At 55.9% G+C, this 16,193-nt stretch carries 13 protein-coding genes, 2 rRNA genes and 1 riboswitch (1 of these 16 only partly in view); of the genes, 14 read left to right on the top strand and 1 reads right to left on the bottom strand.

Annotation, left to right across the window (positions count from 1 at the left end):
- The 14 genes from AC2TF6_RS04445 to purD all read left to right on the top strand — a co-directional run.
- Window positions 1–556: ribosomal RNA gene (locus AC2TF6_RS04445) — 23S ribosomal RNA — on the top strand (it extends 2,361 nt beyond the left edge of the window).
- Window positions 557–692: 136 nt separating this feature from the next.
- Window positions 693–809 (top strand): 5S ribosomal RNA (rrf, locus tag AC2TF6_RS04450).
- 446 nt (window positions 810–1,255) lie between these two features.
- Window positions 1,256–1,358: riboswitch (purine riboswitch) on the top strand.
- 160 nt (window positions 1,359–1,518) lie between these two features.
- Window positions 1,519–2,004, top strand: coding sequence for a 5-(carboxyamino)imidazole ribonucleotide mutase (gene purE, locus AC2TF6_RS04455; RefSeq protein ID WP_217561916.1), 486 nt, complete (start codon window positions 1,519–1,521; stop codon window positions 2,002–2,004).
- On the top strand, window positions 2,001–3,404 hold the full coding sequence (gene purK / locus AC2TF6_RS04460) for a 5-(carboxyamino)imidazole ribonucleotide synthase (RefSeq protein ID WP_491310070.1): 1,404 nt from the start codon (window positions 2,001–2,003) through the stop codon (window positions 3,402–3,404). Before purE ends, purK begins: the two co-directional genes overlap by 4 nt.
- A 390-nt stretch (window positions 3,405–3,794) precedes the next feature.
- Entirely contained in the window at window positions 3,795–5,090 is a 1,296-nt protein-coding gene (gene purB, locus AC2TF6_RS04465) for an adenylosuccinate lyase (protein WP_317956391.1), read from the top strand.
- 30 nt (window positions 5,091–5,120) lie between these two features.
- Entirely contained in the window at window positions 5,121–6,014 is an 894-nt protein-coding gene (locus AC2TF6_RS04470) for a phosphoribosylaminoimidazolesuccinocarboxamide synthase (protein WP_491310071.1), read from the top strand.
- Between the two features lie 341 nt (window positions 6,015–6,355).
- Window positions 6,356–6,595 (top strand): phosphoribosylformylglycinamidine synthase subunit PurS, encoded by a 240-nt coding sequence (gene purS, locus AC2TF6_RS04475; RefSeq protein WP_009675257.1) that lies wholly within the window; start codon window positions 6,356–6,358, stop codon window positions 6,593–6,595.
- Between the two features lie 20 nt (window positions 6,596–6,615).
- The gene (gene purQ, locus AC2TF6_RS04480; protein ID WP_317956392.1) at window positions 6,616–7,311 is read left to right on the top strand and encodes a phosphoribosylformylglycinamidine synthase subunit PurQ; all 696 of its coding nucleotides are present in this window, start codon (window positions 6,616–6,618) and stop codon (window positions 7,309–7,311) included.
- Window positions 7,289–9,532 (top strand): phosphoribosylformylglycinamidine synthase subunit PurL, encoded by a 2,244-nt coding sequence (gene purL, locus AC2TF6_RS04485; RefSeq protein WP_491310072.1) that lies wholly within the window; start codon window positions 7,289–7,291, stop codon window positions 9,530–9,532. Before purQ ends, purL begins: the two co-directional genes overlap by 23 nt.
- On the top strand, window positions 9,517–10,998 hold the full coding sequence (purF, locus tag AC2TF6_RS04490) for an amidophosphoribosyltransferase (RefSeq protein WP_491310073.1): 1,482 nt from the start codon (window positions 9,517–9,519) through the stop codon (window positions 10,996–10,998). Before purL ends, purF begins: the two co-directional genes overlap by 16 nt.
- Window positions 10,999–11,121: 123 nt before the next feature.
- Window positions 11,122–12,162, top strand: a complete 1,041-nt coding sequence (gene purM / locus AC2TF6_RS04495) for a phosphoribosylformylglycinamidine cyclo-ligase (RefSeq protein ID WP_491310074.1) — start codon at window positions 11,122–11,124, stop codon at window positions 12,160–12,162.
- 1 nt (window position 12,163) lies between these two features.
- Window positions 12,164–12,802 (top strand): phosphoribosylglycinamide formyltransferase, encoded by a 639-nt coding sequence (purN, locus tag AC2TF6_RS04500; RefSeq protein ID WP_491310075.1) that lies wholly within the window; start codon window positions 12,164–12,166, stop codon window positions 12,800–12,802.
- Between the two features lie 87 nt (window positions 12,803–12,889).
- Window positions 12,890–14,434: a bifunctional phosphoribosylaminoimidazolecarboxamide formyltransferase/IMP cyclohydrolase gene (gene purH / locus AC2TF6_RS04505; protein ID WP_491310076.1), complete on the top strand. Its 1,545-nt coding sequence runs from the start codon at window positions 12,890–12,892 to the stop codon at window positions 14,432–14,434.
- A 19-nt stretch (window positions 14,435–14,453) separates the two neighbouring features.
- Complete coding sequence (gene purD, locus AC2TF6_RS04510) at window positions 14,454–15,722, top strand: phosphoribosylamine--glycine ligase (protein ID WP_491310077.1); 1,269 nt, start codon at window positions 14,454–14,456, stop codon at window positions 15,720–15,722.
- 301 nt (window positions 15,723–16,023) lie between these two features.
- On the opposite strand, the gene AC2TF6_RS04515 is transcribed toward purD, so the two are convergent.
- The gene (locus AC2TF6_RS04515) at window positions 16,024–16,176 is read right to left on the bottom strand and encodes a hypothetical protein (RefSeq protein WP_491310078.1); all 153 of its coding nucleotides are present in this window, start codon (window positions 16,174–16,176) and stop codon (window positions 16,024–16,026) included.
- Window positions 16,177–16,193: the final 17 nt, after the last annotated feature.

The raw sequence follows: 16,193 nt of genomic DNA on the forward strand, positions 1-16,193 counted from the left end.
AGGGAGCTTGACTGCGAGACATACAGGTCGAGCAGGGACGAAAGTCGGGCTTAGTGATCCGGTGGTACCGCATGGAAGGGCCATCGCTCAACGGATAAAAGCTACCCTGGGGATAACAGGCTTATCTCCCCCAAGAGTCCACATCGACGGGGAGGTTTGGCACCTCGATGTCGGCTCATCGCATCCTGGGGCTGAAGTAGGTCCCAAGGGTTGGGCTGTTCGCCCATTAAAGCGGTACGCGAGCTGGGTTCAGAACGTCGTGAGACAGTTCGGTCCCTATCTGTCGCGGGCGCAGGAAATTTGAGAGGAGCTGTCCTTAGTACGAGAGGACCGGGATGGACGTACCGCTGGTGTACCAGTTGTCTCGCCAGAGGCATAGCTGGGTAGCTATGTACGGAAGGGATAAGCGCTGAAAGCATCTAAGCGTGAAGCCCCCCTCAAGATGAGATTTCCCAATTAGTAAGACCCCTTGAAGACGACGAGGTAGATAGGTTGGAGGTGGAAGCACAGCAATGTGTGGAGCTGACCAATACTAATCGGTCGAGGGCTTGACCACAAGGCTTTTTCCGACAGGAAAAGGCCGCATCGAAAGCATATAACACATATGCACCACAAGATCTTTGGATGGATCGACTGCACGTTTCGCTGCTAGTTTTCAGGGAGCAACCCTGATGTGTCTGAATAGACACCTGTTTGGTGACGATGGCGGAAGGGAACCACGCGTACCCATCCCGAACACGACCGTTAAGCCTTCCAGCGCCGATGGTACTTGGACCGAAGGGTCCTGGGAGAGTAGGACGTTGCCAAGCAAATGAGAGTCCTTTTGAACGTAACCGTTCAAGAGGGCTCTTTTTGTTTTACCCTACTTTTTACTAATCAAAGGTCCCTTTTCTTAAAAAGGTCTCTACTTAATGACTGCTTGATGAGTTATATTTAAAACTGGTGGTTCTGTAAACAGAGAGTGCAAGCCAATTGTTGAATGAAGTCGAATGAAATAAGAAATTGTTTTCGCAAGATCAAGGTCTTATAAAAAAAGCGTATATTAAAGAGCTCTGGCCTGTGAATTTAAGGATAAATAAGCATGCTTTTTCACTAAACTGTTTAAGGAAAACGGTTTTGAATAGCCTTTCAGAAGGATTTTAAGAACAGAAAGCGAACTTTACTTCTTTTTCATGAATTGAATGTTCGTATTTCGTTTGACAGGCAAAAAGGTAACTGGTACACTAGAGGAGCGACAATACCTGACAAAACACGTAAATATAGATGTTTACAATCTCGTATAATCATCGGGGATATGGCCCGAAAGTTTCTACCCAAAAGCCGTAAAGTTTTGGACTACGAGAGCGAAGCGAGGGGATCCCAGACGGGGGTGCCTTATGTTTGTGTCTCTTGCAGTCCGGCAGATAGAAGGAAGCAATCTATCTCTGGGCTTTTTTTGCGTCCGGGGATGAAAAGCTGAGGCTTGGGGCTTTCTATTTAAAGTGGTTACCAATATGATAGTAAAGGCGGGTTACGGAGATGTCAGCACGAGTTGGAGTCATTATGGGAAGTAAATCGGATTGGGAAACGATGAAGCATGCTTGCGATGTGCTGGACGAATTCGGCATCCCTTATGAGAAAAAAGTCGTGTCGGCACACCGTACACCGGACTTGATGTTCCAATATGCCGAGCAGGCTGCTGAGCGCGGGCTGCGTGTCATTATCGCGGGAGCGGGAGGCGCCGCTCACCTGCCGGGCATGGTGGCAGCGAAGACGGAGCTGCCGGTTATCGGGGTTCCCGTTAAAAGCAGAGCGCTGAACGGGCTGGATTCCCTTCTCTCGATCGTACAGATGCCGGCGGGTATTCCCGTGGCTACCGTAGCGATCGGAGAGGCAGGAGCCGCGAATGCCGGACTGCTGGCGGCGCAAATTCTTGGAGCATTCGAGCCCGAGCTTCAAAATAAAGTGCGTGAGCGCCGCGAACGCATCAAAGCACAAGTGTTGGAAGCGAGTGAGCTTGAATGACAGCGAAGAACAGCGGAGAAGAAACAGCAAAGGGCAAGCTGAACGGGAGCTTAAATAACAGCGAAGGTTTAAACCGAGCAGGACAGACGGATGGCTCTTACTTTGGAACAAATGGTCCAACGTCCCTGCCGACCCAGTCTACCTCAGTCCAGGCCCCCCAAGCTGAGACAGGGAGAGAATCCAAAGCTGAGACAGCGGTGAAGGACGCCACTGCCGCGGCTGCGGGTACAACTTCCACGCAGCACAGAGTCATCCCGCCCGGAAGCACCATCGGTGTGCTGGGCGGCGGCCAGCTCGGCCGCATGCTGGCGCTTGCGGGCCGAAACATGGGCTACCGGTTCGTTACACTTGAACCGGGCGCAGACTCGCCGTGCGGACAAGTGGCCGACCGGCAGATCCAGGCTTCGTACGGAGACGTGGACGCGGCGCGCGAGCTTGCGAGAGTGTCCGACGTCATCACGTACGAATTCGAGAACGTCGACGCCGCGGTGACGAAACTGCTGACGCAGGAAGCCTATGTGCCGCAGGGTAGCGCCCTGCTGTACACGACGCAGCACAGGCTTCGCGAAAAGCGTGCGATCGAGGCAGCCGGCGTGAGGGTGGCCCCATATGCCGAAATTGCCAGCGAAGAGGATCTTCGCGTTGCTGTCGGCAAATTCGGCACCCCCTGCGTGCTGAAGACCGCGACCGGCGGATACGACGGCAAAGGCCAGTGGGTCATCCGCTCGGCGGATGAGATTCCCGACGCTTTTGCCGAATTGAGCCGGGCGGGTACGGATCTGGTACTCGAGCAGTTCATCCGGTTCGAGAAGGAAATTTCGGTAATCGCGGCGCGGAGTCCCCGCGGAGAGGTGAAAGCTTTTCCGGCAGCGGAAAATATCCATGTCGAGAATATTTTGCATATGTCGATTGTGCCTGCTCGGATCAGTTCCTCCGTTCAAGAGGAAGCCGAACGTCTGGCGATCCGCATCGCGGAGTCGATGAAAGCGGTCGGGTTGATCGCCGTTGAGATGTTTTTGACGAAGGACGGGGAGCTGTTCGTGAACGAGCTCGCACCAAGGCCGCACAACTCCGGACATTATACGATGGAAGCCTGCCTGACTTCGCAGTTTGAGCAGCACGTACGGGCTATCTGCAATCTGCCTCTCGGTCCTACGGAACTGTTGACACCGGTAGTGATGGTGAATGTGCTCGGAGAGCATATGGAACCTCTGCTGGAGTGGTTCTGTTCCGAGGAAAGCGCGGCCTCCGATTCGGGGGTAACGCCAAAGCTTCATTTATACGGAAAAGACGAAGCCAAGACGAAGCGCAAGATGGGGCACATTAACCTTCTTACGGACGATACGGCTAAAGCTGCCGAATGGATGGAACGTACCGGTATCTGGGATTCTATAAGTTAGGTTCAACGGGCTTTGTGGCTGGTAAGGCAGAAAAGATCGGGTAATTCCAGCGGACACGTGCAGTTCCGGGTGCATGGTGCGGCGTCGAATAATGGCGGTCATCCACATTACCGCTACATGCGATGACAATGAAAAACAGTCAAGCTATGTAGCAGAGACCTGGCTGAGCTGCATAGCGGCCCCGTTTTCGTAATGTAGGAGTTCTACGGCACTGTACAGCTTATACATTCGACAATGATAAAGCGAGTGGTCGCAGGACAAACCGGAGTACGAACCGCATTAAAATGCGACACGGATGCTTGAGCCAGTCCATTGAACATGAGCAACAACGGAAGTTCGAGGCACAAAAAAGGGTTCCAACCCAATCGAAACACAGATGGAGGGTTAACGATGATCGAAAGATACAGCCGGCCAGAAATGGTCAACATTTGGACGGAAGAAAACAAATTCAAGGCGTGGCTTGAAGTTGAAATTCTCTCCTGCGAGGCTTGGTCAGAACTTGGCGTCATTCCTAAGGAAGACGTGAAAGAACTGCGCGCCAAAGCGGATTTTGATATGGACCGCATTTATGAAATCGAGCAGGAAACTCGTCACGACGTGATTGCCTTCACTCGCGCGGTATCCGAGAAGCTCGGTCCCGAGCGCAAATGGGTGCACTATGGCCTGACTTCCACGGACGTTGTGGATACCGCTCTGGGCTACCTTTTGAAGCAGGCGAACGAAATTCTTGAAAAAGATCTTCTCAACTTCATCGGAATTCTTAAAAACAAAGCGATCGAGCACAAGCATACCGCCATGATGGGACGCACGCACGGCGTTCATGCCGAGCCGACTACCTTCGGTCTGAAAATGGCCCTGTGGTATGAGGAAATGAAACGGAACCTGGAGCGTTTCCGTTTTGCGGCGGACGGTGTGCAGTACGGGAAAATTTCCGGCGCTGTCGGCACTTACGCGAATATCGATCCTTTCGTGGAGCGCTACGTGTGCGAGCGTCTGGGTACGAACCCGGCTCCGATTTCGACGCAGACCCTTCAGCGCGACCGTCATGCGGAATATATGGCCACTCTCGCCCTGATCGCCACGTCTTTGGACAAGTTCGCGACAGAGGTACGCGCCCTTCAGAAGAGCGAGTTCCGCGAAGTGGAGGAAGCTTTCGCCAAAGGACAAAAAGGTTCGTCGGCTATGCCTCACAAACGGAATCCGATCGGATCGGAGAATATTTCCGGTTTGTCCCGCGTCATCCGCGGTCACATGGTTTCCGCTTATGAGAACGTCACGCTGTGGCACGAGCGCGATATTTCGCACTCCTCCGTCGAGCGCATTATTTTGCCGGATGCGACGATCCTGCTCAACTATATGCTCAATCGTTTCGGCAACATCGTGAAGAACCTGACGGTGTTCCCTGAAAATATGAAGCGTAATATGCAGAGCACTTACGGCGTACCTTTCTCCGGCCGCGTTATGACGAAGCTGATCGACAAGGGCTTCAGCCGCGAGCAGGCCTACGATACGGTACAACCTCGCGCCATGCAGGCCTGGGAAGAACAGCGTTCGTTCCGCGAAATCGTGGAAAACACGGCTGCAATCACCGAGCTGCTGAATGCGGAGGAAATCGAAGACTGCTTCAACCCAAGCTGGCACCTGAAGCATGTGGATACGATTTTTGACCGTCTGGGCTTAAAATAATTCAGAACTTCTGCTTGGGAGGACGCAAACATGGGCGCATCCGTCGCATTGTCGACCGCCGAACATCTCATTAAAGCTCCTTTGGTATACAAAGGCAAAGTCCGTGAATTGTACGACTTGGGCGAGCATTTCCTGATCGTCGTCACGGACCGCATCTCCGCTTTCGACTATGTGCTGGACCCGGCTGTGCCGGATAAGGGCAACGTGCTCAACACGCTGAGCAAGTTCTGGTTTGAGCTGACGACGCCTTTTATGGAAAATCACGTGGTGCACTGTGACGTCGAGCTCCTGGGGGATCTCGTAACGGAGCCGGCGCTTCTGAAAGACCGTGTAATGGTCACCAAAAAAGCGACCCGCATTCCGGTTGAATGCGTTGTACGCGGCTATATTACCGGCGGAGGCTGGCGCCAGTACCAGGAAACCGGCATGATCAACGGCATCCGGCTTCCGGAAGGGCTGCGCAAGAACCAGGTGCTGGAGCACCCGATCTTCACTCCGGCCGCGAAGAACGATGTCGGTCACGACGAGGACATCACCTACGATCAAATGTGCGAGCTGGTCGGCGAGAAGGTAACGGAGCAGCTGATGACCAAAAGCATCATGCTCTACACCCTCGCTCATACGTATTGCGAGCACCGCGGCATCATTTTGGCGGATACAAAGTTCGAATTCGGATTTATCGGCAACGAGCTGATTCTGATCGACGAAATTTTCACGCCGGATTCTTCCCGCTACTGGGCTAAGGATAAGTACGAGCTGGATACGGAAATCGATTCGATGGACAAAGAACCTGTCCGCACGTATCTGGCGAACTCCGGCTGGGACAAGAACAGCGCACCGGATCCGCTTCCGGATTCCGTGGTGGAGGAAACTTCCCGCAGATACCGCGAGATCTTACAGCGTTTAACGGAAGAAACCGAGTAAGAGAGAAGCTGCACCGGGTTTTGTCGAGTGAGACAGAGCCCGGTACAGGCTTATCGATACGCGGTCCGTTAGCCGGGAGAGATGTGCAGGCGTCCGGCCAAGCGACAGGCAGGCTGGGGTTTATCGGGTCGTTAACTATCTTTGTCATGAAAGATAGACAGAACAGACAGTTAACCGCCTTTATAGCACAGCGATTTAAGAATAAATCGGCCTTATTTTTCAGGAGATTAACTTTTTCAAGGATAAAGAGTCAGAAGATTGAAAAAACAAGATGCCAAGAACGGTCAGACAGCCGCATGGAAGCACACGGCGATCGTGATACCAAGGGAGGACAAACCGTAATGAAAGCAACCGTCTATGTGACGATTAAGCAAAGTGTATTGGATCCGCAGGGAAATGCCGTTCAAGGCGCACTGCACTCGATGGGATTTGAAGAAGTCGGCAAAGTACGCGTCGGCAAGTATTTGGAGCTGGAACTGGATACGACGGACCGCGCGGAAGCGGAAGAGCGTTTGAAAGCAATGTGCGAGAAACTGCTGGCGAATACGGTCATTGAAGATTACCGCTTTGAGCTGAACTAACGGATCAGGAGGACATTCCCATGAAATTTGCGGTACTGGTATATCCCGGTTCGAACTGTGACATCGATTGCTACAAGGCGGTCGAAGACACGGTAGGCGAACCCGTCGATTACGTGTGGCATACGGCCACGGACTTGTCCGAATACGACTGCATTCTCGTACCGGGCGGCTTTTCTTACGGCGACTATCTGCGCTGCGGCGCGATTGCCCGTTTTGCTTCGGTAACCCAGGCTCTGGTGAAAGCGGCGGAGCAGGGCAAATATATTCTTGGCATTTGCAACGGTTTTCAAGTCCTGACGGAAGCGGGCCTGCTGCCCGGCGCGCTGCTGCGCAACCGCTCGCTTAAATTCCGTTGTCATTCCACCCTGCTTAAAGTCGTGAATAACGCGACACCGTTCACTTCCGATTATGCGGAAGGCGAAGTGATCAATATTCCGATCGCGCACGGGGAAGGCAACTACTACTGCGACGAAGAGACGCTGCGCGAGCTTCAGCAGAACAATCAGATTGTTTTCCGTTATGAAACGGACACGAACCCGAACGGTTCGGTGGACGATATCGCGGGAATTTGCAGCAAAGAAGGCAACATCGTGGGCATGATGCCCCATCCGGAACGGGCCGTGGACGAGCTTCTCGGTTCGGCTGATGGCAAACGGATGTTTACGTCGATTTTAAACGCTTGGAGGGAACAACATGGCACAGCAGTTAGCCGCTAAGGAACCGAACGCGGAGCAGATCGCCGAGCAGAAAATCTATAAGCAGATGGGCGTAACCGATGCGGAATACGATCAGATCTGCGGATTTCTCGGACGCAAGCCGAACTACGTGGAAATCGGCGTCTTCAGTGTAATGTGGTCGGAGCACTGCTCCTACAAAAATTCCAAGCCGCTTCTCCGCCGTTTTCCTACGACCGGCGAACGCGTATTGATGGGTCCTGGCGAGGGCGCGGGTATCGTGGATATCGGCGACAACCAGGCTGTCGTGTTCAAAATCGAAAGCCATAACCATCCGTCTGCGATAGAGCCGTACCAAGGCGCCGCAACGGGAGTCGGCGGCATTATCCGCGACATCTTCTCGATGGGCGCGCGGCCTGTAGCGCTTCTGAACTCCCTGCGTTTCGGACGTCTCCAGAACGACCGTGTTAAATATTTGTTCGAGCACGTTGTTTCCGGTATTGCCGGTTACGGCAACTGTATCGGAATCCCGACTGTGGGAGGCGAAGTTACCTTTGACGAAAGCTATGAAGGCAACCCGCTCGTCAACGCCATGTGCGTCGGTCTGATCGACCATGACAAAATCCAGCGCGGCGTAGCCAAAGGCGTAGGCAACCCGGTTTATTACGTCGGCCCGGCAACAGGCCGCGACGGTATTCACGGCGCGACCTTCGCGTCCGAAGAGCTGACGAGTGAATCCGAAGCGAAGCGTCCTGCCGTGCAGGTGGGCGATCCGTTCATGGAGAAGCTCGTGATGGAGTCCTGTCTGGAGCTGATCGACACGGGTATCGTACTCGGCATTCAGGACATGGGCGCCGCAGGTCTAACCTGCTCCAGCGCGGAAATGGCGAGCAAGGCTGGCAACGGCTTGGAGCTGTACCTGGACGAAGTGCCGCAGCGCGAGGAAGGCATGACGCCTTACGAAATGATGCTGTCGGAGTCCCAGGAGCGTATGCTGTTCGTTATCGATCCGAAGGATGAAGCGCAAGCTCTCGAAATTTTCGAACGCTGGGGCGTCATTTGCGCCAAAGTCGGCAAAGTGACCGACGACGGCCGCCTGAAGCTTTTCCATCAAGGTCAAATCGTGGGCGACATGCCGGTAACGGCACTTGTCGACGAATGCCCGGTTTACAACAAGCCGTCCGCCGTTCCCGCTTATTACACCGAGCAGGCGAACACGGACACGAGCCGTTACGAAGAAGTGACCGATCTGAACGGGGCGCTGAAAAGCATCCTGGGCTCTCCAACCGTGGCGAGCAAAGAATGGGTCTATAACCAATACGATTACATGGTACGCACAAGCACGGCCGTACAGCCGGGCTCGGATGCGGCGGTTGTCACGATCCGCGGCACCCGCAAAGCGCTTGCCATGACAACGGACTGCAACAGCCGTTATGTGTATCTCGATCCGGAAGTAGGCGGACGCATCGCGGTCAGCGAAGCCGCGCGCAACATCGTCTGCTCGGGCGGAGAGCCTCTGGCCGTGACGGACAACCTGAACTTCGGAAGCCCCGAGAAACCGGAAATTTTCTGGCAGCTTGAAAAAGCGGTCGACGGCATGGCCGAAGCGTGCCGCGAGCTGAGCACGCCGGTTATCGGCGGAAACGTGTCGCTGTACAACGAGAACGCGAAGGGCGCCATTTACCCGACGCCGGTTGTCGGTATGGTCGGCTTGATCCAGGACACGGATCACATTACGACTCAAGGCTTCAAGAACGAAGGCGACGTTATCGTCCTGCTGGGTGAAACGAAAGCCGAGCTCGGCGGAAGCGAGTTCCAGAAGGTCGTGCACGGCGTGGTCGAAGGCCGTCCGCCGCAGCTGGACCTGGAGACCGAGAAACGCCTGCATGCGGGCGTACTTGCCGCGATCCGCGAAGGTCTGGTCGCTTCGGCGCATGACCTTTCCGAAGGCGGCCTGGCGGCTGCCGTAGCGGAAAGCAGCATCTCCGGCGGACTTGGCGCCGACGTGGACTTCCGCACGGAGCTGCGCGCAGATCACGCGCTCTTCAGCGAGAGCCAGTCCCGCATCCTGCTCAGCTGCCATCCGGAGAAGCGCGAAGCGCTGATCGCCCTGCTTCAACAGAAGAACGTACAGGCGGAAGTTATCGGAACGGTAACCGGAACGAACGTGAAGGTCGACATTAACGGAAAACCTGCCGTTCAAGCCTCTATCTCGGAGCTGAGGCAGGTTTGGAAGGACGCGATACCATGTCTGATGCAGTAACATCGGGTAAGGGGCTGTGGACCGGTTCTTACTATAATGAAGGCCACGGCGGCCATGACGGTCTGTTCGACAAGCTGAAAGAGGAATGCGGCGTGTTCGGTGTCTTCGGACATCCGGACGCGGCTTCCTTGTCCTATTACGGACTGCACGCGCTGCAGCACCGGGGACAGGAGAGCGCAGGCATCTGTACGGCGGACGCGGATAATTTCCACTACTTCCGGGGCATGGGCCTCGTCAAGGAAGTGTTCGATCAGTCGAACCTGCCTACACTCGTCGGCACGTCGGCTATCGCCCATGTGCGCTATTCGACGGCAGGGGAGAGCAAGCTGGCGAACGCCCAGCCCCTGGTGTTCAAATACCGGGAGGGCGATCTCGCCGTAGCGACGAACGGCAACCTCGTGAACGCCGGCGAAATCCGCCGGCAGCTCGAAAAGCAGGGCTCGATCTTCCAGACGACGAGCGACACCGAAGTGGTCGCGCACCTTATCGCGCGCTCCAAGCACGATGACATCGTCGACGCGGTCAAAGACGCCCTGCAGCAGGTGATCGGCGCCTACGCGTTCCTGATCCTGACGAAGGACAAGCTGATCGCGGCGCTCGACCCGAACGGGCTGCGGCCTTTCGCGATGGGCAGACTCGGCGACGCGTATCTGTTCGCGTCGGAGTCCTGCGCCTTCGACATCGTCGGCGGCACGTATATGCGCGATCTTCTGCCGGGCGAGCTGCTGGTCCTGGACCGTAACGGGCTCACGGAAGACCGTTTCACGGAAAGTCAGACACGCGCTACTTGCGCGATGGAATATATATATTTCGCTCGTCCCGACAGCGACATCGACGCGATCAACGTCCACTCCGCCCGTAAGCGGATGGGCAAACGCCTCGCGTCGGAAGCGTTCGTGGACGCGGATCTGGTGACCGGCGTGCCGGATTCCAGCACGTCGGCTGCCATCGGTTTCGCCGAGCAGACCGGGATTCCTTACGAGCTCGGACTGATCAAAAACCGCTACACGGGCCGGACCTTCATCCAGCCAAGCCAGGAGCTGCGGGAGCAGGGCGTGAAGATGAAGCTGAGCGCCGTGCGCAAGGTCGTGGAAGGCAAGCGCGTCGTCATGATCGACGATTCGATTGTCCGGGGTACGACTTCGCTGCGCATCGTAAACCTGCTCCGGGAAGCGGGAGCTACGGAAGTGCACGTGCGCATCTCTTCGCCGCCGTTCCAGAACCCGTGCTTCTACGGAATCGATACGCCGAGCCGCAAAGACCTGATCGCGGCGCAGAAGTCGATCGAAGAGATCCGCCAGGCGATCAATGCGGACTCGCTGTACTTCCTCACTCAGGAAGGGCTGATCGACTCCATCGGCCGTAAGGACGGCGTGGAGAACGGCGGCTTCTGCACGGGCTGCTTCGATAATCGTTATGTTACTTACGTGAACGATAACGAAGATGCGGTGGGCTGCGGCTGTTAAACTGCTGTGCAGCCGATACTTTTAACGATAGATCCAACAGTTACGCATCAAAAGATAACCAAGCATGGAAGGTATCACCGCGTTTTGGCGGTGTGCTTTTCAAACCATTAGGGAGTGAGACAAGTGTCGGAGGCATATAAAAAAGCGGGTGTCGACATCGCGGCCGGTAACGAAGCCGTTGAACGGATGAAGAAACATGTGCAGAGAACATTCCGTCCAGAAGTGCTGACGGGACTCGGCGGATTCGGCTCTCTGTTCAGCCTGAACAAGGATAAATACGAAGAGCCGGTACTCGTATCGGGCACCGACGGTGTCGGAACGAAGCTCAAAATCGCGTTTGCGATGGACAAGCACGATACGATCGGGATCGATGCGGTGGCGATGTGCGTCAACGATATCGTGGTGCAGGGTGCGGAACCGCTCTTTTTCCTGGACTATCTGGCCTGCGACCGTGTCATTCCCGAGAAGATCGAAGCGATTGTAAAAGGGATTGCCGACGGCTGCGCGGAGTCCGGCTGTTCGCTGATCGGCGGAGAAACGGCGGAAATGCCGGGGATGTATACGCAAGGGGAGTATGACATTGCCGGTTTTACCGTAGGAATCGTGGATAAGAAAAAAATCATCGACGGCTCCACCGTTCGCCCCGGCGACGTCGTGATCGGTCTTGCTTCGAGCGGCGTGCACAGCAACGGCTTCTCGCTGGTGCGCAAGCTGCTTCTGGAAGAAAAGGGACACAGCCTGACGGACACGATCGACGAGCTTGGCGGAGTTCTCGGCGACGTGCTGCTCGAGCCGACGAAGCTGTATGTGAAGCCGGTTCTCGGCATTCTGGAGCAGGTGGACATCAAAGGCGCCGCGCACATTACGGGCGGAGGCTTCCTGGAAAATATCCCGCGTACACTGCCGGAAGGCGTGAACGTTAACATTCAGTACGGCTCCTGGCCGATTCTGCCGATCTTCTCTCTCATGCAGCGTGAAGGAAACATCACGAACAATGATATGTTCCGTACGTTCAACATGGGAATCGGCATGGTTATTATCGTGGCTCAGGAAGATGCGGAGAAGGCACTGGAGATTGCCGCATCGCATGGTCATGACGCTTACCGGATCGGGGAAGTGACGGAAGGCGGCAAAATCGTGACGTTCGAAGGCGCGGAGGTCTAGAATGGGGAAACTGCGGATCGCCGTGTTTGCTTCGGGAAGCGGGTCGAATTTTCAAGCGGTCGCGGACGCCGTGCGCAGCGGCAGGCTTGAAGCGGAGCTCGCGCTGCTCGTCAGCGACCGGCCGCAGTCGAAAGTGGTGGAACGGGCAAAACAGGCGGACGTGCCTGTTTTCGCTTTTTCTCCCAAAGCGTACGACAGCCGGGAAGCTTACGAGACCGAAATCCTGCAGCTTCTGCGGGAGAAGGAAATTGATCTGATCGTGCTCGCGGGTTACATGCGTATTTTGACGCAGGTGCTGGTGGCGTCGTTTTACGGCCGGATGATTAATGTGCATCCGTCTTTGCTTCCGGCTTTTCCGGGAATCAAAGGGATCGACCAGGCGCTGGAATACGGCGTTAAAGTGACCGGCGTTACGGTGCATTACGTCGACGGCGGGCTCGATTCGGGACCGATTATCGCCCAGCGTGCCCTCGAAATCCGGGAAGACGATACGGTGGACAGCTTGACCGGGCGCGTGCATGCGGCGGAACATGAGCTGCTTCCTCTTGCTATCGGCTGGATCGCGGAAGGACGCGTGACGCTGGAAGGCCGGCTTGTGCGTATTTCGGAACCGGAGACCGCCGAGGCAGCGGAGCAATAGAGCAAGCTTTTTGTGCAAGGCGAGATTTAATCGCGTTCAGTATACAAAGGTTCAAACTAGACTTTCCAACCCATAGGAGGAGAAATCGTGGCAATCAAAAGAGCGTTAATCAGCGTATCGGACAAAACGGGCATTGTGGAATTCGCGTCGGAGCTGGCAAAGCTGGGCGTCGAGCTTATTTCGACGGGGGGAACGAAGACCCTTCTGGAAAAAGAGGGAGTACCGGTCATCGGAATTTCCGACGTGACGGGATTTCCAGAAATTCTCGACGGGCGCGTAAAAACGCTGCATCCCGCCGTACACAGCGGCCTTCTGGCCATCCGTGACGATGCGGAGCACCGCAAAGTGATGGAAGAGCTGGGTCTGGGGTATATCGACCTCGTGATCGTTAACCTGTATCCATTTGCAGAAACGATCGCGAAGCCGGATGTGGAGTACGCGGATGCGGTGGAAAACATCGACATCGGCGGACCGACTATGCTGCGCTCGGCAGCGAAGAACCATGCTTTCGTCTCGGTTGTGGTCGATGCGGCCGATTATGATACGGTGCTTGCCGAAGTCCGTGAAACTGCCGATACGACACTCGAAACGCGCAAACGCCTGGCGGCGAAAGTTTTCCGTCACACGGCGGCTTACGATTCCCTGATCTCCGAATATTTGTCCGGACAAGTGGGCGAAGAGTTCCCGGAACGCTATACGGTTACGTATGAGAAGGTCCAGGACCTGCGCTACGGGGAAAATCCCCATCAGAAAGCGGCGTTCTACCGCAAACCGCTTGCCGGTGAAGGAAGCATCGCGACAGCGGAGCAGATTCACGGCAAAGAGCTTTCTTACAACAACATCAACGATGCGAACGCAGCCCTGCAAATCGTAAAAGAATTTACGGAGCCTGCCGTCGTCGCCGTGAAACATATGAACCCTTGCGGCGTCGGAATCGGCACGTCGGTGAAGGAAGCGTACGAGAAAGCATACGCGGCCGATCCTACGTCCATTTTCGGCGGAATTATCGCGGCCAACCGTCCGATCGACGGAGAAACGGCGCAGCTGCTGCACGAAATTTTCCTGGAAATCGTCATCGCGCCTGACTTTACGGCAGAAGCATTGGAAATTCTCCAGAAGAAGAAAAACATCCGTTTGCTGAAGCTGGGCAACTTTACCGAAGGAGAGCGCAAGGCGCTGCACGTGGTCACTTCCGTAGAAGGCGGCATGCTCGTACAAGAGAGCGATGTTCACGCGATCTCGGAAGGCGATCTTAAGACGGCTACCGACCGCGAGCCGACGGAAGCCGAACTGAAGCAGCTGCTGCTAGCCTGGAAAGTCGTCAAACACGTGAAATCCAACGCGATCGTGCTGGTAACCGAGGACATGACGATCGGAATCGGCGCGGGCCAGATGAACCGTGTAGGCGCCGCCAAGATTGCCATTGAGCAGGCCGGCGACAAAGCCAAGGGTGCGGTACTCGCGTCCGACGCGTTCTTCCCGATGGGCGATACGCTGGAAATTGCCGCGGCTGCGGGAATTACAGCCGTCATTCAGCCGGGCGGTTCGATCAAAGACGAAGAATCGATTAAAGTGGCAAACGATAAAGGCATCGCTATGGTGATGACCGGCGTTCGTCATTTCAAACACTAGAAGCGGGAGGCGGGACACTATGCGCATATTGGTTATCGGCCGCGGAGGCCGGGAGCATGCGATCGTCTGGTCGCTTCGCAAAAGCCCGAAGGTGACGGCTCTGTTCTGCGCACCGGGCAACGGAGGCATTGCGGAACTGGCGGAATGTGTGCCGATTACGGAGTTCCAGTTTGCCGAGATCGCGGAATTCGTCCGTCAGAACGCCATCGATCTGGTCGTCGTGGGACCGGACGATCCGCTCTACGAAGGCATCGTGGATTACCTGGAAGAGCACGGCATCCGCGCATACGGACCGAACCGGGCGGCGGCGGAAATCGAAGGAAGCAAAGTATTTATGAAGCATCTGCTGAAAAAATACGAGATTCCTACGGCCGCTTATGAAGCGTTCGAGGACTACGAAGCTGCGCTTGCCTACCTGCGCAAGCTTGGAGCGCCGATCGTCATCAAAGCGGACGGGCTGGCCGCGGGCAAAGGCGTCATCGTGGCGTCGACGCTGGAGGAAGCGGAGAAAGCGTTGAAGGAAATTATGGTCGAGAAGCAGTTCGGCGCTTCCGGCAACCGCGTCGTCATCGAAGAATTCCTGCAAGGACAAGAAATGTCCCTGCTGGCGTTCGTTGACGGCAATGTCGTGAAGCCGATGGTGCCTTCTCAGGACCATAAGCCGGTTTTCGACGGGGACAAGGGACCCAACACCGGCGGCATGGGCACGTATTCGCCGGTGCCGCACATCCCGCAGGAGATCGTGCAGCAGGCGCTGGACACCATCGTGAAGCCGGCGGCCGAAGCGATGGTGAAGGAAGGGCGCCCGTTCCGCGGCGTGCTCTACGCGGGACTGATGATCACCGCGGACGGACCGAAGACGATCGAGTTCAACGCCCGCTTCGGCGATCCGGAGACGCAGGTCATTCTGCCCCGGCTGAAAACCGACCTGCTGGAGATTATTCTGGCGACACTCGAAGGCCGCCTGGCGGACCTTGCCATCGAGTGGAGCGAAGAAGCGGCCGTGTGCGTCATTCTCGCATCCGGCGGCTACCCCGGCTCGTACCCGAAGGGGCTGCCCATCGAGGGCCTGGACGCCGCAGGCGGAGCCCTCGTGTTCCATGCGGGTACGGCGCTTGAAGACGGCCGTCTGGTCACCAGCGGCGGCCGTGTGCTTGGCGTCACGGCGCTGGGCCGTGACATTGCCGATGCGCGCGAGAAGGCGTACGCCGCCGCGGACCGCATCACCTTCGAAGGGAAGCAGAACCGGACGGATATCGCTCTGAAGGCACTGAACGCGATGAAGTAATGGCAGGCGGATGATGGTATCCGCTGCGGCTGTTGCGGGCAGGGGCCTTGTAGGTGCTCGCTGTCATGCGACGCCGCACCGCACGCCGGGAGCTGCTCACCGTCATGCGACGCAGCACCTCACGCTGGGGGGCTGCTCTCGGTGCGGTTGCTTCTACTTAATAGGAAGTTTGCTTTGGAGTTAAGGATTAACCGAATAAACGCACGTGGCTTCCTTTCCAGGGAGTTCCGTGCGTTTTTTTTGTGGTTTTGGCCAGCGGCTAAGTTAGTGTGTTCCATGTCGTGAGCAGAGAGTGCATAATTTACGATTTGCGCTTTCTCGCATCCCTTTTGTTTAGCCAGTAGAGCTGAAGCTCGTTTCTTTTGCCATATACAAGGTAAACAGCGAACAAGCAGCCGAAAATCATCAGGATCGAAATCCAGTGCCCGCGTATAAATGTCCCAATAGTGCCCATATCCGAAACCCTCCAAT

It is taken from the genome of Paenibacillus sp. JNUCC 35 (assembly GCF_058269095.1).